The organism is Microbacterium sp. Au-Mic1 (assembly GCF_021341785.1).
In the GTDB taxonomy this organism is placed as follows: domain Bacteria; phylum Actinomycetota; class Actinomycetes; order Actinomycetales; family Microbacteriaceae; genus Microbacterium.
Map to the genome: position 1 here is coordinate 82385 of NZ_JAJTTF010000016.1, position 20156 is coordinate 102540.

17 protein-coding genes are annotated in these 20156 nt (G+C 70.5%); 5 read left to right on the top strand and 12 right to left on the bottom strand.

Features of this window, described 5'->3' with window-relative positions:
- The first annotated feature begins 99 nt into the window (after positions 1-99).
- Positions 100-936, top strand: a complete 837-nt coding sequence (locus tag LXM50_RS18795; protein ID WP_233312798.1) for an AraC family transcriptional regulator — start codon at positions 100-102, stop codon at positions 934-936.
- Positions 937-943: 7 nt separating this feature from the next.
- Here LXM50_RS18795 and LXM50_RS17705 read toward each other — a convergent pair whose 3' ends face one another.
- From LXM50_RS17705 to LXM50_RS17715, 3 genes are all read right to left on the bottom strand, one after another.
- Positions 944-2032 (bottom strand): hypothetical protein, encoded by a 1089-nt coding sequence (locus LXM50_RS17705; protein ID WP_233312799.1) that lies wholly within the window; start codon positions 2030-2032, stop codon positions 944-946.
- Complete coding sequence (locus LXM50_RS17710) at positions 2029-3507, bottom strand: polysaccharide biosynthesis tyrosine autokinase (RefSeq protein WP_233312800.1); 1479 nt, start codon at positions 3505-3507, stop codon at positions 2029-2031. Before LXM50_RS17710 ends, LXM50_RS17705 begins: the two co-directional genes overlap by 4 nt.
- Before the next feature lie 138 nt (positions 3508-3645).
- The gene (locus tag LXM50_RS17715) at positions 3646-4314 is read right to left on the bottom strand and encodes a hypothetical protein (protein WP_233312801.1); all 669 of its coding nucleotides are present in this window, start codon (positions 4312-4314) and stop codon (positions 3646-3648) included.
- 219 nt (positions 4315-4533) lie between these two features.
- On the opposite strand from LXM50_RS17715, the gene lepB reads away from it, so the two are divergent.
- Positions 4534-5271, top strand: coding sequence for a signal peptidase I (gene lepB / locus LXM50_RS17720; RefSeq protein WP_233312802.1), 738 nt, complete (start codon positions 4534-4536; stop codon positions 5269-5271).
- On the opposite strand, the gene LXM50_RS17725 is transcribed toward lepB, so the two are convergent.
- The 5 genes from LXM50_RS17725 to LXM50_RS17745 all read right to left on the bottom strand — a co-directional run bounded on the left by LXM50_RS17725 (position 5234) and on the right by LXM50_RS17745 (position 9702).
- Entirely contained in the window at positions 5234-6307 is a 1074-nt protein-coding gene (locus LXM50_RS17725; RefSeq protein WP_233312803.1) for a DUF418 domain-containing protein, read from the bottom strand. The genes lepB and LXM50_RS17725 overlap by 38 nt on opposite strands.
- An 86-nt stretch (positions 6308-6393) precedes the next feature.
- The gene (locus LXM50_RS17730) at positions 6394-6651 is read right to left on the bottom strand and encodes a hypothetical protein (protein WP_233312804.1); all 258 of its coding nucleotides are present in this window, start codon (positions 6649-6651) and stop codon (positions 6394-6396) included.
- A 210-nt stretch (positions 6652-6861) separates the two neighbouring features.
- The gene (locus tag LXM50_RS17735) at positions 6862-8361 is read right to left on the bottom strand and encodes a LuxR C-terminal-related transcriptional regulator (RefSeq protein ID WP_233312805.1); all 1500 of its coding nucleotides are present in this window, start codon (positions 8359-8361) and stop codon (positions 6862-6864) included.
- Positions 8362-8452: 91 nt separating this feature from the next.
- Positions 8453-8752: a hypothetical protein gene (locus LXM50_RS17740; RefSeq protein ID WP_233312806.1), complete on the bottom strand. Its 300-nt coding sequence runs from the start codon at positions 8750-8752 to the stop codon at positions 8453-8455.
- Positions 8749-9702: a nucleotidyltransferase family protein gene (locus LXM50_RS17745; RefSeq protein ID WP_233312807.1), complete on the bottom strand. Its 954-nt coding sequence runs from the start codon at positions 9700-9702 to the stop codon at positions 8749-8751. Before LXM50_RS17745 ends, LXM50_RS17740 begins: the two co-directional genes overlap by 4 nt.
- 240 nt (positions 9703-9942) lie before the next feature.
- On the opposite strand from LXM50_RS17745, the gene LXM50_RS17750 reads away from it, so the two are divergent.
- Both LXM50_RS17750 and LXM50_RS17755 read left to right on the top strand, forming a co-directional pair.
- Positions 9943-10989 (top strand): Cys-Gln thioester bond-forming surface protein, encoded by a 1047-nt coding sequence (locus LXM50_RS17750; RefSeq protein WP_233312808.1) that lies wholly within the window; start codon positions 9943-9945, stop codon positions 10987-10989.
- 194 nt (positions 10990-11183) lie between these two features.
- On the top strand, positions 11184-13013 hold the full coding sequence (locus tag LXM50_RS17755; RefSeq protein WP_233312809.1) for an RNA polymerase sigma factor: 1830 nt from the start codon (positions 11184-11186) through the stop codon (positions 13011-13013).
- Between the two features lie 32 nt (positions 13014-13045).
- On the opposite strand, the gene LXM50_RS17760 is transcribed toward LXM50_RS17755, so the two are convergent.
- The 4 genes from LXM50_RS17760 to LXM50_RS17775 form a co-directional block, all read right to left on the bottom strand.
- Positions 13046-14185 (bottom strand): low temperature requirement protein A, encoded by a 1140-nt coding sequence (locus LXM50_RS17760; protein WP_233312816.1) that lies wholly within the window; start codon positions 14183-14185, stop codon positions 13046-13048.
- A gap of 62 nt (positions 14186-14247) precedes the next feature.
- Positions 14248-14601, bottom strand: coding sequence for a nuclear transport factor 2 family protein (locus LXM50_RS17765; RefSeq protein ID WP_233312810.1), 354 nt, complete (start codon positions 14599-14601; stop codon positions 14248-14250).
- Between the two features lie 207 nt (positions 14602-14808).
- Positions 14809-16461 carry a hypothetical protein gene (locus LXM50_RS17770; protein WP_233312817.1) on the bottom strand — a complete coding sequence of 551 codons (1653 nt, stop codon included), beginning with the start codon at positions 16459-16461 and terminating at the stop codon, positions 14809-14811.
- A 525-nt stretch (positions 16462-16986) separates the two neighbouring features.
- On the bottom strand, positions 16987-18138 hold the full coding sequence (locus LXM50_RS17775; protein WP_233312811.1) for a glycosyltransferase family 4 protein: 1152 nt from the start codon (positions 18136-18138) through the stop codon (positions 16987-16989).
- Positions 18139-18271: 133 nt separating this feature from the next.
- Here LXM50_RS17775 and LXM50_RS17780 point away from each other — a divergent pair.
- A partial coding sequence (locus LXM50_RS17780) for a glycosyltransferase (protein WP_233312812.1) occupies positions 18272-20156 on the top strand: 1885 nt, incomplete at its 3' end.

A 20156-nucleotide genomic window follows, 5' to 3' on the forward strand; every position in this document is an offset into this window, starting at 1 on the left:
CCGCGCCGGTTCGACGCCGAATGTGCCGACCCGTCATACTGGTCTACTGGGGGCGGTACTATGTCGGCACTTTCACGTTCGAAAGGGCACCTCTCCCCTGTGTCATCTTCTCCCCGCCTGCTCGAGTCGCACCTGGGCCTCACCTCGCACCACGCGGGATTGATCAGCACGCGCACCTTCCGCTCGATCTATGTCACCGTGCATCGCCCGCAGCGCCTGCACTGGACGTGGTCGGCCGTCGAGCCGGCGGATCCGCACGCCGTCGTGCTCTTCCCGAGCGGCGAGGGACCCGATGGATCCGCGCTGCCGGTCGGCCGCTTCGTTCCTCCGCAGGCGGACGAGACGATCGAGTGGAACGCCTCGAACGACGTCGTCGCGGTGTGGGTGCCCGTCGAAACCTTGCGGGACTTCGTGCACGATGCCCCCCTGCGACCGCTCGTGCTGCAGCCGACGCCGATGGTCCTGGCGTTCCGCGCGTTCACTCTGGCGATCGCACGCAATGCGGAGGACACCACGTCGATCTCGCGGTACGCGATCGAGCGGCTGCTCGCCGAGATGGTGTTCGGCACGCTGCTGGAGCTGTACTCCTCGGATCTGCCCGAGCGCGGACAGCCTCCGCTCACGGACCGGGCGCGCTCGGCGATGCTGCTGCACCGGGAGGATCCGCAGTTCACGATCGCGGAGCTCGCGGCCGAACTGCATGTGTCGCTGCGGCACCTGCAGCGGGCCTTCGCCAAGGTCGGCACCACGCCGGGGGACGCCCTGCGCCGGATGCGCGTGGAGTTCGCGGAGTCGCTGCTGCGCAACTCGGACTACACCGTGCTCACGATCGAGGAGATCGCGGCGCACTCGGGATTCTCCAGCGCGCTGCAGCTGCGCCGCGCCCTGCGCGCCGAGGGCATGCCGTCACCGACGATGATCCGACCGTCCCGCTGAGGCTGACTCAGGCCTTGCGGCTCAGCACTCCGGAGTCGACCAGCTGGTCGATGGCGGCGAGGACCAGCTCCCGCGGATCCCCCTTGTCCGGCCGGCCGAACTCGGCGATGACGTCCTCGACGATCCGGTCGAGACCTCGCCCCGCACGCAGCGAGTCCCAGATGGTCGGGGCGATGCCGTCGAGCACGTGCACCCAGCGCTGAGCGAGCACGACCACACGGTCGCCGCAGCGGATGGCGTCGGACACCGCGGACAGGTCGTACTCGGGGTTCTCCCCGTCCACGGCAGCCGGCTCCCACTCCTCGTGCACCCGGGTGTGGTCGAGCAGCTGCGGCACGATCGGCGGCACGGTGGACGCATCGGGGTAGGTCAGCCGCACGACGCCGCCGATGCGGTCGCACAGCGCGGCGACGGTCTGCAGCGGGCGCGGCAACTCGGCGAGGTAGCTCATCTGCGGAGCCAGCTCGGCGATCGCGTCGGGGAACGACACCTGCTCGATGCTCGGCGACGGGTGCTCCGCATCCCGTGTGATCAGCACGAGCGCCGTGAGGACGAGGGGCGCGTCCGGCACGGGCTTGAGGCCCGCGGCGTCCGGTGAGAGCTGCTCCTTGGGGCGCCCTTGCCGCACCACGGACAGCGGCTTGCGGTAGGGCTCGACGGAGAGGTCGGTGCTCAGCGCGATCGTCTCGTCCGAGACGTAGCCGTGCTCGGCGCCCAACGCCCGGCTGAGCGTGGTCTTGCCGCGACCGGAGGGACCGACGAAGGCCGCGACACGACCGGCCGGATCCGCGACGCCGCAGGCGTGGAACATGAGCATCTCGCCACTGCGCCGGCCCAGGGCGGCGAGCGTCACGCTGACGGTCAGCGTCTCGGCGAGCTGGTCGGGATCGAGCGTGGCCGAGACGGGCACCGTGTCATCCGGCTCGATCGTCTCGTCGAACGGCAGCCGCGCACCCTGCCACGAGGCGCGGATCGCGTCGACCGTCGCGTCGTCCAGGTCGTCCGCGAAGGTCACCCTGATGCGGGCACCGAGGGCGCTGACGTCGAGCGGGGTGCGAGCGGCGCCGTCCTGCGCGCTCGCCGCCGACACGGTCACGCCGCCTCCGCGTCCCCCCGGCGACGGGGCTTGTCTCCGCGCACAGCGCCGGCCGGCAGCTCCTGGTCGTCGTTGCGGTAGTACTCGCCGTGGTACTGGTAGCCGTAGTACGCCGCACCGCTGCCGCGGCGCGGCACGCGGTTCAGCACGAGGCCGAGCGTGCGGGCGCCGGCGCGCTCGAGGTTGCCGATCGCCTTGCCGAGCACCTCGTAGGTGGTCTTGCCGACCGTGCCGACGATGACCGCGCCGTCAGCGCTGTGCGCGAGCACGGCGGCATCGGTGACGGGGATGAGCGGGGGCGCGTCGATGATGACGATGGCCTCGCGGGCGATCGACTTCAGCAGTTCGCGCATACGGGCGGATCCGAGCACCTCGCTCGGGTTCGGCGGCACCTTGCCCGCCGCGACGACGAGCAGCTGGCCGTTGCCGAAGCGCTGCGCGACTTCGGCGATCGTGGCGCGGCCGGCGAGCACATCGGAGATGCCTGCCCCCTTGGGCAGGCCGAAGACGGTGTCGATCATGGGCCGGCGCAGGTCGCCGTCGATGAGGACGACCGGCTGTCCGCTGGAGGCCAGGGTGACCGCGAGGTTGGAGGAGATCGTCGACTTGCCGTCACCGGGCAGCGGGCTCGTGACCACGATGATGCGCGGCGGGTTGTCGACGTCCATGTACTGCAGGTTGGTGCGCAGCTCGCGCATGGCCTCGCCGATGCCGAACAGGTGCGCGTTGTCGCTGGCGCTGCTCGTGCCACCGTCGAACGGCAGCAGGCGGTTGTCGGCCGTGAACGTCTTCTCTTCGGGGATCGTGCCGACGACGGGCTTCCCGGTCTCGCGCTCGACCTGCTCGACCGAGCGGACGCGGCGATCGAGGGTGTACCGCAGCAGACCGTAGCCGACGGCCAGGGCGAGGCCGATCAGGCCGCCGAGGGCGAGCGCGAGCTTGGTGTTCGGCGACGAGGGCGAATCCGGCAGACGCGCGGAGTCGATCGGGCTGAGGAAGACGGCGCCCTTCTTGGCGGGGTCGGCGGTCTCGAGCCTGTTGACCTCCGCGCCCATCGAGCGCACCCAGGCCTCGGCGATGTCACGGGCCTTCTCGGGGGTGGCCGCGTTCGCGCTGACCTTGAGCGTGGTCGTGTCGACGGTGTTGGTGACGGTGACCTGCTTCACGAGCTGATCGGCGCTCGTGTCGAGGCTCAGATCCTTGATCACGCCGTCCGCGACCGCGCGCGACGCACCGAGCGCCACGTAGGTCTTCACGCGACCGGAGGTGAGGGAATTGCCGAGCATGGCGGAGCTGAGGCTGCTGTCGCCCGAGTCGCCGGCAGTGTTCGCCTGCACGATGGCGGAGGCGTCGGCCGTGTAGACCTTGGGCTGCAGCAGGGTCCATCCGAAGGCGACGGCAACCCCGAGGAGCGTGATGAGGACCATCCCGAGCCAGTGCGCGCGGAAGACCCGAAGATACTCACGCAGATCCATACGGACTGTTCCCCCTCGCTCCGCTCACCCGGCGAGGGCGATAAATCAACGGCCTTTCGATGCTACCGGAAGCGCATTCCCAGGCGCGACATGGTGATGGGCCACCCGCGCGACGCGGATGGCCCATCATCAAAGCTGTCAGGCCGGGGTCGCCGTGCCCGTGAAATTGACTGTTCCCGCCCCGAGGACGACGGTTCCGGTGCCGACTCCGTGGAGATCCCAGTCGAAGCACAGGGAGCACGTGACGGTGCCTCCCGGCGAGCCCGCGCCGAGGTCGATCGTGAGGAAGACGTCCATGCAGATCTGCAGATGGGTCGGCGCCGGCGAGTAGTCGCCGAGGCTGATCAGCTTGTTCGGCATCGACACGTTCAGGAACGCGGGAATCGCCGTCAGGACGTTCACCAGACCCAGCGTGCCTGCACCGACCAGGTTCGTCAGAGTCTGCGTGTACGTCGTCTGGGGCACGTTGTTTCCGGCGCTCATCGTCAGCGCCGCACTCCTGAAGGTGTAGGTGTACGCCGAGAGGAATCCGGTGGTGCCGCAGTGGGAGGTGTCGATCCCGAAGGCCGGCACGAGAAGGATCGCCGCCTTGTTGTTGAGGACGACGGCCTGGGAGGTCCACGCTCCGATGATCGGAAGGCCCAGCACCTGGACGATCCCGGCCGTCATGCACGTCGGACACTGCGGGTTGTTGCTGGCCGCAGCGAGCGGCATCGCAGCGGCAGCCGCCACGACCGGCACGGACCAGGCGGCGCCCTTCAGAACAGTGCGACGGCCGACCTGCTTGGTGGTCTCGATCTCGGACATGCGTCCCCCCAGGAGTGACGAGTAGATTCGGAGCGGACCGAGGCATCTGCGCCTTCTCGTGCACTGCTTCGTGACCGCACTTCGAGACTGTCGACTCCCTCAGGGTTCTCGCAGGTTGACGTCGCGAGAACGTGCAAAGGCGTCGTCGGAGCGACGAAACGGAAGCCGGCCGGCCTCTGCGCTCCGGATGCGGCGTCGCACGCCGGGCATGATGGACGCATGGCATCCGACACCGCGGCGCCCGCGCCCGAAGCTGCGCACGTGACGCGGCGTCCGCTCTGGCGACGGATCACCGGCAGCTTCCTGTTCCAGCTGTGCGCGGCGTTCGTCGTCTTCGGGCTCATCCTGTCGTTCGTCGCGAAGCCCTACTGGGTCCCGTCCGGATCCATGGAGGAGACCCTCCAGGTCGGCGATCGCGTACTGGTGAACCGGCTCGCCTACCTCGGCGGGGCGACACCGCACACGGGCGACATCGTCGTGTTCGACGCCGACGAGGCCTGGGACGGCGGCGTCCGTGCACCCGGGAATCCGATCAAGGCCGCGCTGAGCTGGATCGGCGAGGTGACGGGGTTCGGACCCTCGGGCCCGCACACGCTCATCAAGCGCGTGATCGCCGGCCCCGGGCAGACCGTGAAGTGCTGCACCGCCGACGGGCGGCTCATCGTCGACGGCAAGCCGCTGGACGAGCCCTACGTCTTCCAGGACTTCCCGTTCCAGGCAGGTTCGCTCGACTGCACGACGACCCCGGCATCGACGCGCTGTCTTCCCGAGGTGACCGTGCCGAAGGACTCCTACCTCGTGATGGGAGACCACCGCTCGAACTCGTCCGACGGCGCGATCCGTTGCCGTGGCCGCACCGCTCCGGATGCGGGCTGCTGGCGATGGGCCCGCTCCGAGGACATCGTCGGCAGGGCCGCCGTCATCCTCTGGCCGGTAGGCCGGTGGTCGGGGCTGTAGCCTGCGCGCGCCGACCCGCGAGCAGCGGCTTGGGCCGGCCCGAGACGGCGCCCATGATCCACTCGACCGGACCTGTCCCGACGAAGCGTCCCCACAACCACGCGACGACGAGAGGGAGGACGACAATCGTCACCCAGCCGATCGGCACGTTCTGCGCGGGGTAGCCCCCGATCCCCCGCGCCCACAGCGACACGATCCACACATGCAGCAGATACAGGCTGAGCGCGAGCCCGCCCCAGACGCGCAGGGGGGCGAAGATCGCCTCGACGACGGGCTGCCGAGCCGGAAGCGTCGCCAGGATCACGACGATCGCGTACGTCACGAAGACGAGCCCGACATCATGAAGCGTGTCCGGATACGTCCCTGAGACGAAGCCCGTCAGATGCAGCCCCTTCTCGAGCACAGGGAGAACGACGTATGCGAGCGGCGCGACCGCGAGCATGATCCACATCGTGCGGTCGCGGCGCAGCCCACCGCGCAGCAGCAGGGCGCCGAGCAGGAAGAACGGCAGCAGGTTCGTGAGCCGATAGGAGTGCCCGAGCACCGTCCAGTCGGCCAGCCACTGCACCAGGACGTTCTGCGTCAGGATCTGGGCGACCTGCTCCCGTGCGAACTCGTTCAGCGGTGCGCCGACCGCGACGATCACCGCAAGCACGACGACGAGCGCGCGCGAACGGAGCAGCAGCATCGGCACCCCGACGATGAGCAGCAGCCCGAGCTGGGGCAGCACGATCACCACCCAGGATCCCCACGTCAGCATCCACAATCCCAGCGCGATGAGCACGATGCCGCGGATCGCCTGCTGCAGCAGGGTCGCACCGACCCGTCGGGATCCGTTCCAGATCAGCTGCGCCGACATACCCATCACCAACGCGAACAACGGCGACGCGACGTCGTTGACGTTGCCGATCACGAACCGCACCGCGAGCGGGAGCTGAGGCAGGAGCGGGTTGGCGTGCGCGATCAGCATGGCCACGATCGCGACGCCACGCAGCACGTCGGGAACGATCAGCCGTTCGGACCGAGTCACAGGCATCGCGTCTTCTCCTCCGACGGCACGCTATCGCATCGTCGGAGCGGAGGTCCGATCCGACGATGCGGGCCGAGCGGTTCGGGCGTCCCCTATCGAGCGTCCTCCTGCGCGTCGAGACCCTCTTCGTCCATCTCCGCCGCCGCGGCGAGGATCACGGGCAGGCGCCATGCGGCACCGAGCCGCACTCTGCGCGGAGGCAGCTCCTCATCGGGCTGCTCCTCGTCGGACTGCCCTTCTTCGGACTGCTCTCGACCGGCATCCGGATCCGACTCGTCGTTCGTTCGCGCCGGTTCGGCGTCCTCGGGCCCCAGTTCGTCGGCGCGACGATCGTCCCAGTTCATCTTCATCAGCAACGCAGACTTCCCCTCAACAGCTTCCCCTCCCCAGGGGATCCACCGCGGCCCGCCGGGTGACCGGTGCACGCGCGATGAAATCGATGCCGACGACTTCGGGTCGCCGCCGACGATTCATTCAACGCACGAAATCTGGGAGCTTGCCCTGATCCAGAAGAATTCACCCTCCGCGTCACCCGAAGCGCGCGATGCGGATCCCGCGGCTCAGAGGTACCCGGCCTCCGTCGCGAGGCGCACCGCGTCCGCCGCGGCGGACACGCCGAGCTTGCGGTAGAGCGAGGCCTGATGGCTCTTCACCGTGTTGGGCGAGCGGAACAGCGCCTTCGCGATCTGGTCCCTGGTCTCGCCCTGGGCCAGCCGGACCAGCACGGCGAGCTCGCTCTCCGTGAGGGACGGCGTGTCGAGGACGCCCCTGTCGCCGCGGGTCTTCACCTCCGGCAGCAGTTCGGGGATCCGCTCGGCGACCAGCTCCAGCAGACTCGGAGCGAGTATTCGCATCACCGCGATCTCATGCGGCCCCGATCGACGGTTGAGCTCTTCGAGCTGGTCCACGGCGGCCCTCGCCGCCGCGGAGTCGCCGCTGAGGTAGTGCGCGAGCCCGAGGACGAGACTGCGCTGCCGTTCGGCCTGCCGCAGCCCCTCGGTCATCGGGCGGGCGGCATTGAGCTCACGGATCGCCGCCTTGGGTGCGCCGCTGGCGATGCCGATCATGCATCCCACGATGACGGCGGGCCAGCTGCGATCCTCCACGGCCTTCATCTGATTCTTGGCGCCGGGCACGTTCCCGTTGAGCAGCGCCTCGAACGCGAGCGCCACGTGCGGGACGGAAGAGTTGAGGGCGGTGCCGTTGGTGCCCATGCCGGCGGCGACGAGCGCCTCGATGCGCTCCCTGGCCTCGAGACGGCGCCCGGCGAGCACCCCTTGGCGTTGCAGCCCGAGAAGATACAGCGGCCACAGCTCTCCCATGGATCCGTACGTCAGCTGCAGGATCCGGGTGAAGGCCCCGACCGGATCCTGCTCGGAGATGAGCGCCTCGACGAGAACCTGCTCCGGGTCGAGCTGCGACTCCATCCAGCTCTGGGTGCGGGGCGTGCTGCGTGCCTCGGCCAGATGCGCGCGCGCCGCCGCCGGATCTCCGTACAGGACGTGGATGAGCGCCGAACGCAGGTGCGCCTCGCGCAGATAGAACCGCAGCGCCGCAGGCGTCGGCACGCACAGCGTCCGCCCGTACAGCGAGAGCGCCTCGCGGAACCGTCCGAGCAGCAGCGCGGTGACGGCCGCCTGGGTGAGGAACAGACTGCGGATGCCGTTGGTCGGATCCAGCACCGAGGGGACCGCGGCTTCGATCTCGGGCAGCCGGATCAGCACCTCATAGGCGCGGGCGACATCGCCGTGCAGCCGGGCGTGCCACGCATCGGTCACGACCAGCCAGCGCCGCAGATGCGCGGGCAGATGCGGTGAGCGCGACAGCGCCCGATCCTCGGTGAGCGCCTCGGCACCCTCCGGAGCGAGCATGCGGGCGACGAGCGCCACCTCCGCGCTCGCACGGACGGCGTCAGCGGGGAGCCCCACGATGATCGCGGTGAGCTCTTCGGTCGGCAGCGTGAACCAGGCCTCCACCGGGCGAGTGGCGAGCAGGTGGACGACCGCAGCGTGGTCGCCCGCCGCTTCGGCATCGCGAATCCTCTGCGCGATATCCGGCATCTGACACCATCCCCGCTGGCTATCCCCGTGCGACGAGCATACGATCCAGACCTCGGATCGACGGCAGGAAGGCGCGCTATGACGCGGATACTCAGGGATCCCGCTCAGATGGTGCAGCAATAGGGTCGTCCTGCGCTCGTCGGAGCAGTCCTCGAGCCACCAGATCGGCGACGAACCCGTCCACGGCGTCGGTGATCGCCGCACTGTCCCGGTCGACGCTGCCGGCGGCGCGATGAGCGACCGTGCCCGCCCCCGCGTCACACGCGGCGCGCCAGATCACGGCCGCGGTTCCCGCCAGCACCACGATGGGCCCCTGCGGAAGCCGGGCCACGTACACGGCGTCGTCCTGGTCGATCACGCCGACGTCGGCCGCCGGCCGATAGCGGTTCACGCCTCGCCCCCGTTCGACGACCGATCCGTCGGCGTCGGATCCGTGGCGGGTGCTCGCGGCGCCGACCTCTCACCGGGTGCCGCCCCGCCGCGGAACCGGGTCGCGACAGCGAGGGTCACCTCGCGCGCACCCTGCGACGTGCGCACCAGGAACTCGCGTGCGATCTCCGCGGGCCGGGGCCGGCGTCCGAGCTTGTGCGTGAGGCGCTCGGTGTTCACGAGCGGCGCCCGCAGCACCAGCCCGATCCTGTCCCGCAGGGTGCGGCCGGCGCGCACCCTCCCCATCCAGTCCTGCGTGCGCGTCCCTCCCTGCGAGGCCACCTTCCACAACAGGTACTCGCGCCGGTGGGCGTAGCGCTCGAGCTCGCCGTGCGCGGCGGCGAAGGCCACGGCGGCGTCCAGTCGCTCGACCAGCGCAAGGCAGTCGCGACGCGCGGGCTCGTCGAGCGCGTCCCATACTCGCGCCGCCGTGTCCCCCATGCCCCCGGCGCGTGCCGCGTTCAACGTGAGCAGCATCGCCTGCGCCGTGATCGAGGGCACCGCGCAGGGCAGCCCGGCCGCCCTCGCCTCGGCACGGTCGGCCCAGAGCACCTCGAACGCCCGGTCATCGGCGATCCCGACGCCGGGGAAGCGCCGGTGCAGGTCGAGGTGCCCCCAGTCCGGGTGGAAGTAGGTCTGCGCGTGCTCGAACGAGGAGTTGTTGCGGAAGGTGCTGTACACCGTCCACCCCTGGGCGAGCAGTGCTCGATGCAGCGCGGGGATCCCGGCCGGTTCGACGAGCACGTCGACGTCGGTGCCCACGAAGCGCGGGCCGAGCAGTGCGGGGTCGGTCATGCTCCCCTTGATGTGCAGCAGGCGTGCGCCGACGCGCTCGGCGATCACCTGCACTCCGGCGCGCGACATCTCCAATCGCACCCCCGGCGGGATCCGCTCGACGATCTCCGCTGACACGGCGCCAGCCTACGGCACCCCGGACGGCGGCGCGCTGGTGGGCGCGGAGCGATCGGCGCGAAGCAGCGGTGCCTCCCCCGCCGCACGATCTCGGGCTGCAGCGGATGGGCCGACCGACGGCGGCTCCGAGCTCCGGAATCGGATTCTCGTCGCTCGCGTCACTTTCGCCGCCGCCCGCACTCCTTCACTCATGGGGACGGTGGCAACCCGGCCACCGCGGAATCTGGGGAGTAACAAAGCATGGAACAGCTCGACAACGAGCAGGGCCCGAAGAAGGTCATCTCACGGCGCACGATCGTCAAAGGGGCGGCATGGTCCCTGCCCGTCGTCGCCGCAGCGGTCGCCGTGCCGGCACACGCCGCGTCCAACGGCGTCGTGATCAACCCGAGTGCTCAGCCGGTGCCGACGGGCGTCTGCACGCCGCTCGGCAACATCAGCTTCACCATCACGAACAACGGCGCGCCCGTCGCCGGCCAGGCCATCATCGTCACGCTCCCTCCCGCCGCACCCGCGGGTCAGTCGTCCTTCCACTGGGACGACAACACCACCGGGCCGAAGACCTTCACCTCGGATGCGAACGGTGTGGTCGACCTCACGAACCACATCGTCACGAGCTCGACCCCCGGCACCTACACCGTGCTCGGTCAGGTCGCTCCGAACGGCGCCACGTCGAGCATCCAGGTCATGGTCTCCGGGATGTGGATGAGCGGCCTCCAGCAGGGATACGGCGGAACCGGGATCCACGGGGTGTACAACAGCACGCCGGCGGACCCGAGCAACCCCGGCACCCCGGACTACTACTCGTACTGCGTGGAGCACAACGTCTCGGCGAAGTCGAACATGGCGGCGACGGCCGGGGGCCTGAGCACTTTCCTGGGCAGCAACTATCTCACCGGCAGCGCAGACATCTACAGCAAGGTGCTGTGGATCATCCAGAACAGCTACCCGGGGATCACCCTGAGCGCGTTCTCGGCGACGGTCCAGGCGGCGTCCGCCGCAGCCAACCCGGCGCGCCCCTTCACTGCGCCGCTCAGCGCGAACGATGCGATCGAGGCGACCCAGTACGCCATCTGGCGCTACACCGACCTGGACTTCGACGCGAGCTGGAACTTCCAGACGCCGAACTCGGAGGCCGCGTACTGGTATCTCATCGATCAGATCAACGCCGGGCAGCGCGGCACGCAGTCCGGCACCACGGGCCTGATCACCGCGGAGGCGACGACGGTGTGCGGCAGCCCGACCGGCGGCAGCCACGCCCAGTGCCAGATCCTGGTCGTCCCGGCCTGATCGACACAGGAATCGGATCCGCCGCCGGTCCTGGGAGCGCAGCTCCCGGGCCCGGCGGCTCTCGCATTTTCCGTGCACTCTCGCGGATCGATCCGATAGCCTGACCAGATCCTGCGTTCACCCGAAGCGCAGAACAGCTATCGGCGTTGCGGGACCGGCGCCGGTCGAGCCAGGTTCCTTTGGGAGGAGTCGCGGTGGACGTACGCACCGATGCAGAACTCCTGCGCGCGCTCCGCGACGGAGACAAGCGCGCCTATGCGGCGCTCTGGGAACGCCACTCCCCCGCCGCGCAGCGCTACGCGCAGCGGCTCACGTCCGCGCGCGCGGACGATCTGGTCTCGGAGTCGTTCCTGGCGATCTACCAGCAGGTGACGCTGACCGATGCGGGACCGCAGTTCGCCTTCCGGTCGTATCTGAAGACCGTGATGCGCAACACCGCGATCCGCTGGTCCAAGGAGTCGGATCAGCTCATCCTCACCGACGAGCTCGACGTGGTCGACGAGCGCGATGCGCTCAGCATCGCCGAGACCGACAGCGACGCCGGCGACGTCCTCACCGCGCTCCAGGCTCTGCCCGAGCGGTGGCAGCGGGTCCTGTGGCTCGCGGAGGTGGCGGAGGCGGGGCGCCCCGAGATCGCCCGCGAACTGCAGATCAAGCCCAACGCGGTGTCCGCCCTGCAGCGCAGAGCCAGGACCGGTCTGAAGTTCCAATGGCTGACCCTCCAGGTGCCCCCCGCACTTCGCGACGACGAATCGCACGTCGCACGACTCTTCCCGCAGTATCTGACCGAGCCCGCCAACGTCGCGGTCTCGACCGAGGTGAATCTCCACATCGCCGACTGCACTCCGTGCCGGGCGCTGCTGCACGACACCCGCGGCGCTGCCTCCCGCATGGGCGGCAGCACGCTCGCCGTCCTGCTGGGCACCGCCGGCATCGGCACCGCCACGGCGACGCTCTCGTCGGCCACGACCGCCACCGCGATCGCGGTCGCCGTGGGCGCGGGAGCCGTCACCTGGCTGATCGGCGGAGGGGTCGCCGCTGTCACGGCCGGCAGCCTCGTCATCACCTCCCTGTTCACGGTGGGGCCCGCCGCAGCCGTGCCGGAGCCGGCGCCGACGCAGGTGCTGGTGCAGGCGTCGCCGAGCATCCCGCCGCCCCTCATTCCCGCCGTCGGCGACTCGGCGCAGCCACCCGGACCGTCCACGCCGGTCGCAGCGCCAGGTCAGGTCGATCCGGCGGATCAGGGCATCTCCGACCGGTACACCCTGGAGTATCAGCCGCGGCCCTCTCCCGCGAGCAACGTCCCCGACCCTGCGCCCACCTCCGAGCCGGGTACACCCGCAGACCCGACCGCGACACCCGGCCCGACGCCGACACCGACCGCAACACCCACGCCGACGACCGGCACCCCTGTGCCGTCCCCCGGCGTCACCACTCCGTCCAGCACCTCCGGCTACATCTCCCCGATCATCGCCGGCAAGACGGCGCCGGGTGCCAATGTGGCCGTTCAGCTCGACACCCGGCGGTTCACGCCCACCGTCGCGGCGGACGGGTCGTGGACGTTCGACACCCGGGGGCTGGAGCTGACTGCGGGCGACTACAGGTACCAGACCTGGGCCTACACCGGCACGACGTCATCGCCCGCCACTCAGGGCACGTTCACCGTGCTCCCCATCCAGGTGCGCGGATTCGAGGACATCACGGGGTTCGAGGACCTGACCGCCGATGAGGCCAGGACGACGGGACTCATCGTTGAGTTCCAAGGGCCCGCGAACGGCACCATCTACGTCAGCACGATGGAGGGCCACACCGGATTCGTGGCGCTCGACGCCAACGGCTACGCGAAGCGGCGCCTGCTGGTGAACTCGTACGGCTGGTACTGGTTCACCATGCGCTACATCGATGGCGACGGCTACTGGGGCCCCATCTGGGAGCACAATCTCGACGTCTACGACCCGACCTCGGTGTACGACCCGATGGGTCCGAACCCGGACGACATGACCTTCCAGTTCGTCGTTCCCTGATCACGCGCCCGGCATCCGACGAGCACGCCTGATCACGCGTCCGCTGGATCCTCCCGTCGCTGCACCCGCACCGTCTCGACGACGAAGGTGATGCCGACGACGAGCACCGCCGTGACCAGCCAGAACCACGGCGTGAACGTGCTCGCCAGCATCAGTCCGATGAGCACGAGCACGAGCGCCGACGCCCGCGCCGGCAGGGTGCGACGCAGGATCAGCACCCACGTCGCGGCGAAGTAGGCGGCGACCGGCACGGTGAGCGTCGCGGCGAGCGCGACGCTCGGCGCCCCGTGCCCCTCTTCGAGAACGGCGAGCACATTCTCGATGCCGACGGAGAACGCCCCCGCGGCGGCGAAGACGACGAAGTGGCCGTAGCCGAACCCCATGGTGGCCCGCAGGCCGCCGACCAGTTCGTCGCGAGGCAGCGCGAAGTAGCACCACCACATCCCGGCGAGCACGGCAAGGGCGGTCGCTGCGACGCCGATGTAGGTGAGCGCACCGTGGTGCTCGATCGCGACGAGCATGGCGGCGGTGGAGCCGACGACGGACTCCCCGAGCAGGATCAGGGTGAACGCCCCGAACCGCTCCGCGATGTGATGGGGGTGCCACGGCGTCGAACGGGCGCGTTCGGCGAACACCGGCACGAGCAGTTCCAGTGCCACCATGACGAGGAAGCTCGGCAGCTGCAGTGACGTCGGCAGCAGCGGCTGACGCAGGACCCAGAGCACCTGCACCACGGTGATCGCGACCGCATAGCGGAGCGCGGTCACCCGGTATGCGGGGCTGGCGTACGCGACCCGGATCCACTGCGCGACCGAGCACAGCCGCAGCACGACGTAGCCGTAGACGACCCACGTGAAGTCGCCCTCCAGGATGCCGGTCCGCGAGCCCGCGGCGATCGTGATGGCGCCGCCCATCTGCACGATCACCAGGACGCGGTAGAGCCAGTCGTCGGTGTCGAAGCTGGTGCCGAACCAGGTCACGTTCATCCACGCCCACCAGATGGCGAAGAACACCATGAGGTACGCGCCCACGCCGCCGAGGAGGTCGCCCTCGACCGCGAGCTGATGCATCGCGCCGGACGAGATCCCGACCGCGGCGGCGAAGACGAGGTCGAACAGCAGCTCGAGGTTGCTGACGCCCCGGTCCGCCTCGCCCACGGCGCGCGGACGCATGGGCACCAGCCCGAATCGTGACAGGGACCCCCGCCGGTCTCCGCGGCCCGAAGCCCGTGCGCTCATGCGGCCCGGATCGTCATCGACGAGATCAGCCCGTCCACCACCAGGAACTCGAATCGGCTCGGGCCGTTCGCGAACGAGGACCGCCAGTCGCCCGTGACGACCACCAGAGCCTGACCGGATCCGGGATCCTGCGCCGGCGTCCCCTCTTCCACGTGCGTGACCGTGAGCACGCCCTGGGCGCCGATCAGTTCTCTGCTGCTCCAGGTGTCGATCTCCTGCCGCCCCCGGTAGATCGTCCCCCAGTCGTCCACGAAGCCGCTCGCCGCGAACGCATCGAGGAATCCGACCTCGTCGAGCGCGGCCAGCCGGTCCAGCGCCATCTTCACCGTCGTGTTCTGCACCTCGGCCATGCGGAGCTCCTCCCCAGATCTCGGGCTCACAGCGTGTTCGCCCTCTGCATAGAAGGAGACCTGTCGCCCTGATTGGTGATGGAGAGCCGCACGGATCGGCATGAGGACGCGTGGATCCAGCGCTCCGCATCACTTCCCGGGGGTCGGTGACAGCATGACACCCGGGGCGCCTGAGCGGCCCCGGGTGTCATGGGTTGGGTGCGTGCGTTACGCGCGAGCGCGGCGCAGCAGCGTCAGCGTCAGCCCGATGGCCACCAGCGCGACAGCGGCGACGCCGAGACCGACCGGGACGTCGCCACCGGTGGTGGCGAGGGCACCCTTGGCCGGCACGGGCGAGGCGGTCGGCTGCGGCGTCTCGGTGACCGGCGGGATGACCTTGGTGTCGATGCTCGCCGCGGCGGAGGCACCGAGCTCGGTGCCCGCGGGCGACAGTGCGGTCGCGGAGGCCACGTTCTTCAACGGGGTTCCGGTGATGTCACCCGCGGCCGTGACGTAGTCGGCGGTGCAGGTGAGGGTCTCGTCCACGTCGAGCGCCTCGACCTCAGGGCAGTCGATCGCACCCATCGTGCCCGTGCCGCCCACCGGCCCCGGGTCCGCGATGGCGATGTCGTGCAGCGGCAGCTCACCCGTGTTGGCCACGACGAAGGTGTAGGTCACGTGCTCGCCGGCCTTCGTGACGACGGACGGGCTCACGGACTTCGTCAGCTCGAACGCCGGGACGAGCGCCCGGACCGTGGCGGTGGGGGCGCCGATCAGGCCCGACGCGCCCTCGATGACGTTGGTGTAGGAACCGCCCTCTCCGATGACGACATCGACGGAGATCGTGCACGAGGTCGCGCCCTGCGCGAGCTTTCCGCCCGAGACCTCGACCGCCCCGTCCTCGGCGTTCACCTCGGCGCCGCAGTCGTTCGCGATGTTCGGAGTGGGGGCGACGACGATCCCGGCGGGAAGGTTGTCGGTGAAGGACCAGCCGCTCTTGGCGCCGAGTTCGCTCGTGTTCGTCACGGTGAGGTTCAGCGTGACGGGCTGTCCGGCCTCGACCGTGTCCTGCGAGAACGACTTCGAGAGCGTCGGGGTCACGTCGTAGAAGCGGATGTTGTCGTACGCGAAGTCGTTGCCGCCTCCGCTGGTCTGCAGGTTGCGGACCACCAGCTCGGCAGCACCGGCGGCGTCGGCCTGGAAGGCGGAGCTGCGGAACGTGCCGGTGCGCACCTCGCGACCGCCGACGTCGACGGAGTGCCCGGTATCGCAGGCGACCGACGGCGCACCGGCGAAGACGACCTCGCCGGACGGCAGCTGCAGCCCGAACTGGATCGTGGAGTGGGCCGAAGCGATCGCGCAGTTCACCTCGGCGATGTCGATGCTCGCCGCGTAGTAGTGGTCCTTCTTCAGGACGATGCCGCTGTCAGCGGACTTGCTCAGCAGGTTCGCCCCGGCAGGTCCGTTCGCGTCGGTATACGCAGCGACGACGTGGTTGGTGCCGGATCCGTCTCCGAGCACCTGAGCAAGCTCGGACAGCCGGGCTTGCGAGGGCGGGTTGCTGCAGGCCGCGCCGGCGCCGGTGAACGGAACACTGCCGTCGTGCTGAACGACCAGGCCGTTGCAGGCGGCGGCGTCGAGCCAGAACGGATCCGCCGTGTAGGTCGCACCGCTCGCGCCGACATAGTCGGTCAGCGAAGTGACCGCGGATCCGACGTTGTTCTCGAACGTCTCCTCGAACACGAGGCTCGGCGCGGCCGGAGCCGCGGGAGCCGGGGGTGCGGCGAACGCCGCGGCGGGCACGGCGAGGGCGCCGAGGGCGACCGCTGCTGCGGGCAGCAGGAGTCCGATCGCGGCGCGCTTCGTGCGCAGGTCGAGCATCTTCACTGGGTTCTCTCCCTTGGGGAAGGTGCCCGGAGATCGGGTGCCGCGCTCCTACGTATCGAGCACGTCGTTCCCACTCCCGGGCAAGGGGGCTGTTGCATCTTCACAAGCAAGGAGTCGCGCGAGGCGTCGAGGTGACGCGAATCTGATGATCTGTTGTGAGATTTCTTGCGATGAGGTGTGAGCGCCGGTAGCGGCGCCGGCGCCCTGGGACTGCACCGGGCGTCCCCGGCGTCACTTCCTCCGCAGGGATGACTCCTTAGTGGTGAGGATGCTGAGAACCTCCCCGTCTTCAGTACTCCGACCCGGTGCGGTCCGGACGTGGTGGAGCGTCAGGACTGGGGACCTGCGGCGCTCGTTGGGCCCGAGGCCGGACCGCACCGCTCTCCGCACATGCGAGCCCGAGGCGCATCGTCGGCGGCGGCTCGGGGTGCGAGGTCCCGTGGCGGATCCGGCGGTCGCGGCTCGGGTCCGAGGTCCCGCGGCGGATCCGGCGGTCACGAAGCCCGCGGCCTGCGGGTCTCAGCGGCGGTGCGCGAGCACGCGACGGTATGCCTCCGCATGCGACTCGGCGACCGCATGGTCGGTGGCGAGCCCGGGCGTCCTCGGCGCGGCCTCGCTCAGGCGCGCACGCAGCGCGCCATCGGCGCCGAGTCGGCGCAGCGCCGCGGCGAGCGCCTCGGGGTCGCGGGGGGCGAACGAGAGCCCGTTGACGCCGTCGTGCACCCACTCGGCGGGTCCGCCCTCCGCCGCGACCACCGTGGCCAGGCCCGCGTCGAGATACTCCAGCACGTTGAATCCGAGCGGCTCCGCGCGCATCGACGCCTGCACGCCCACGTCCCACCGTCGCAGTAGCGACGCGACGTCGTCGACGTGACCGAGCAGGCGCACCCGGCCGGCCAGTCCCAGCGCCTCGGCGCGACCGCGCAGCTCGTCGGCGTAGTCCGCGTGCCCGAACGGCGCACCCCCGGCGAACTCGAGGATCTCGTCGCCGTCGGGGAACGCACGTGCGAAGGCGTCCAGCAGCAGCAGCTGTCCCTTCCACGGGTCGATGCGCGCGAGCATGCCCACGCGCAGCGGTCCCGGAGCCCGGGTGCCGCGGGGGCGTCCGGTCAGGCCGGATGCCCCGGCCATCACCTCTCGCACCGCGTTTCGGCGCAGGTGGGGTTCGGCGCTCGCGAGCGTGGCCTGCGAGTTCGCGATGACGCCATCGGCACGCGGGAGCACGACCTTCGTCATCATCCGCAGCCCGAAGCCGCCCAGCGTCTCCCGGTCCATGATGTCGTGCAGGTAGACGAGGAACGGCGTGCGCGAACCGGTCGCGGCGAGCGCGCCGTACGCCGCGGCACGGGTGCTGTTCGCGACCACCAGATCCGCCTGGCGGAAGGCCCGGTGCGTTCGCGTCGCCACCGCCTGGGCCAGGAGCCGCGCCCCCATCGCGACCGCGCCGACCGACGATGCGCCACTGGCGCCGTACGGCTGTGCGACGCCGATCCGATGGATCGGGATCGACCCGGGGAGATCCGCGAAGACACCGTCCTCCGCCGGCTCCGGGGGAAGCAGCAGACTCGCCGTCCAGGGCGGATCCGCACGCAGCATGCGCGCGAGTCCGAGTTCGGCGCCTCCCGCCACCGTCGTGTGCGCCAGGTGGGCGACCCTCGGTGCGGATGTCATCGGGCCCTCGGGAACGGACAGCGGATCTCTCCCCTCCTGAACGCGGCGCCCGCGCCGCGATGCCGGACGTCGCGGCCCCGCAGGCGCCGATGCTCGCGGGCTATCGTTAACTGACCACGATACAGGGGGTGCCATGCGGGTGCTGCGGATCTCCCACAGCGCGAACGTGCGCGCGTGGCGGGGGCGCGAGCGGGCACTGCAGGAGCGCGGGCTCGAGGTGCGTCTGCTGACCGCGAATCGCGGCGACGCCGGCGGTGTTCCGGTCGCGCTCGATGCCGATCCCGACGAGGACGTCGTCGGCGTGGGCACGTGGGGCACGCACCCGGCTCTCTTGGTCTACGACCCGCGGCCGCTCTGGCGTGCTCTCGGCGAGCGCTGGGATCTCATCGACATCCATGAGGAGCCGTTCGCGCTCAGTACCGCGGAGACGCTCGTGATGCGGGCGCTGCGCCGTCAGCGCGCCCCGTACACGCTGTACACCGCGCAGAACCTGCACAAGCGGTACCCCTTCCCGTTCGGCTGGTTCGAGCGCCTGTCGCTGCGCCGTGCCGGAGGGATCTCCGCCTGCAACGCCGAGGCGGCCGCGATCACCGAGCTCAAGGGGTTCCCCGGGCGCGCGCGGGTGATCCCCCTCGGCGTCGATCCGGCGCCGCCGCTCACACCGTCGGCCTCCCCGAGCGACTCCCGATCCGGCACGGTGCCCGGATCCGTCGCAGCGCGAGAACCCGGATCCGCCGATCGCGTCGTCGTCGGCCTGCTCGGCAGGCTCGTGCCGGAGAAGGGCGTGCTGCTGCTGCTCGACGCGCTCGTCGACGCCCCGGCGCTGCACGCCCGGATCGCGGGAACCGGCCCCCTGGCCACCGCGCTCCTTCAGGAGGCGGCCAGGCGCGGAGTCGCAGACCGGGTGGACTTCCTCGGCGGAGTGGATCCCGAGGAGATCGCCGGGTTCTACGCGTCGATCGACGTGCTCGCCGTGCCCTCGCTGCCCACGCCCCGCTGGACCGAGCAGTTCGGCCGCGTCGCGGTGGAGGCGATGGCCGCGGGCGTGCCCGTGGTGTCGAGCGATGCCGGCGCCCTTCCCGACGTCGTCGGCGGCGCCGGGATCGTCGTCTCCCGGGGCGACGCGCACGCCCTCGCGGACGCGGTGCAGCAGGCTGCGGGGCCCCGCCGCGAGGAGCTCGTCGCGGCAGGGCTGGTGCGCGCCGCCGAATGCTCCTGGCCCGCGGTCGCGGAGCAGTACCAGCGGATGTACGACGCCGCCCTGGCCCCGGGACGATCCGCGAATGAGGAGACCTCCGACGACCCCGAGATCGTCGTCGTCGCCTACGGCGCGCCCGACCTGCTGCGGCGCGCGCTGGAGCCGGTGCGGCACCTGTCCGTCACCGTGGTCGACAACTCCTCGATGCCGGAGATCGCTTCCCTGTGCGCGGCGCTCGGCGTGCGGTATCTCGACCCGGGCGCGAATCTGGGCTTCGGGGCCGGGGTGAACCGGGCCCTCCGCGACCGACTGCTTCCCGCCGCGGACGTGCTGCTGCTGAACCCCGACGCGGTGATCGCGCCAGAGGGCATCCGCGCCCTGCGGCACGGCCTCGCCGCCGACCCGACGCTCGCGAGCGTGGGGCCGGTGCAGCACGACGAGCAGGGCGTCGCCGCGCGGGCGGAGTGGGTGTTCCCCTCCCCCGGCCGCGCCTGGTTGGAGGCGGTGGGACTCGGCCGCCTCATCCGCGGGCCGCGGTTCGTGATCGGATCCGTGCTGCTGCTGCGTGCGGAGGCGCTGGACCACGTCGGCGGCTTCGACGAGCGCTTCTTCCTGTACGCCGAGGAGACCGACTGGGCCTATCGCGCGCACCTGCTCGGCTGGCGGCATGCCGTGGTGCCCGAGGCCGTCGCGACGCACGCGGGCGGCGGGACCAGCACGGATCCGGCCCGCCGCGAACGGCACTTCCACGCCAGCCAGGAGCGCTACTACCGCAAGCACTTCGGTGCGGCGGGCTGGGCGCTCGCCCGCACCGCGCAGC

Coding starts and splice junctions, on each gene's coding strand:
- LXM50_RS17735 (WP_233312805.1), bottom strand. CDS start 8,361: ATGCCGGATATCGCGCAGAGGATTCGCGATGCCGAAGCGGCGGGCGAC.
- LXM50_RS17775 (WP_233312811.1), bottom strand. CDS start 18,138: ATGACATCCGCACCGAGGGTCGCCCACCTGGCGCACACGACGGTGGCG.
- LXM50_RS17765 (WP_233312810.1), bottom strand. CDS start 14,601: ATGGCCGAGGTGCAGAACACGACGGTGAAGATGGCGCTGGACCGGCTG.
- LXM50_RS17715 (WP_233312801.1), bottom strand. CDS start 4,314: ATGTCCGAGATCGAGACCACCAAGCAGGTCGGCCGTCGCACTGTTCTG.
- LXM50_RS17725 (WP_233312803.1), bottom strand. CDS start 6,307: ATGCCTGTGACTCGGTCCGAACGGCTGATCGTTCCCGACGTGCTGCGT.
- lepB (WP_233312802.1), top strand. CDS start 4,534: ATGGCATCCGACACCGCGGCGCCCGCGCCCGAAGCTGCGCACGTGACG.
- LXM50_RS17760 (WP_233312816.1), bottom strand. CDS start 14,185: ATGCGTCCGCGCGCCGTGGGCGAGGCGGACCGGGGCGTCAGCAACCTC.
- LXM50_RS17750 (WP_233312808.1), top strand. CDS start 9,943: ATGGAACAGCTCGACAACGAGCAGGGCCCGAAGAAGGTCATCTCACGG.
- LXM50_RS17770 (WP_233312817.1), bottom strand. CDS start 16,461: ATGCTCGACCTGCGCACGAAGCGCGCCGCGATCGGACTCCTGCTGCCC.
- LXM50_RS17730 (WP_233312804.1), bottom strand. CDS start 6,651: ATGAAGATGAACTGGGACGATCGTCGCGCCGACGAACTGGGGCCCGAG.
- LXM50_RS17710 (WP_233312800.1), bottom strand. CDS start 3,507: ATGGATCTGCGTGAGTATCTTCGGGTCTTCCGCGCGCACTGGCTCGGG.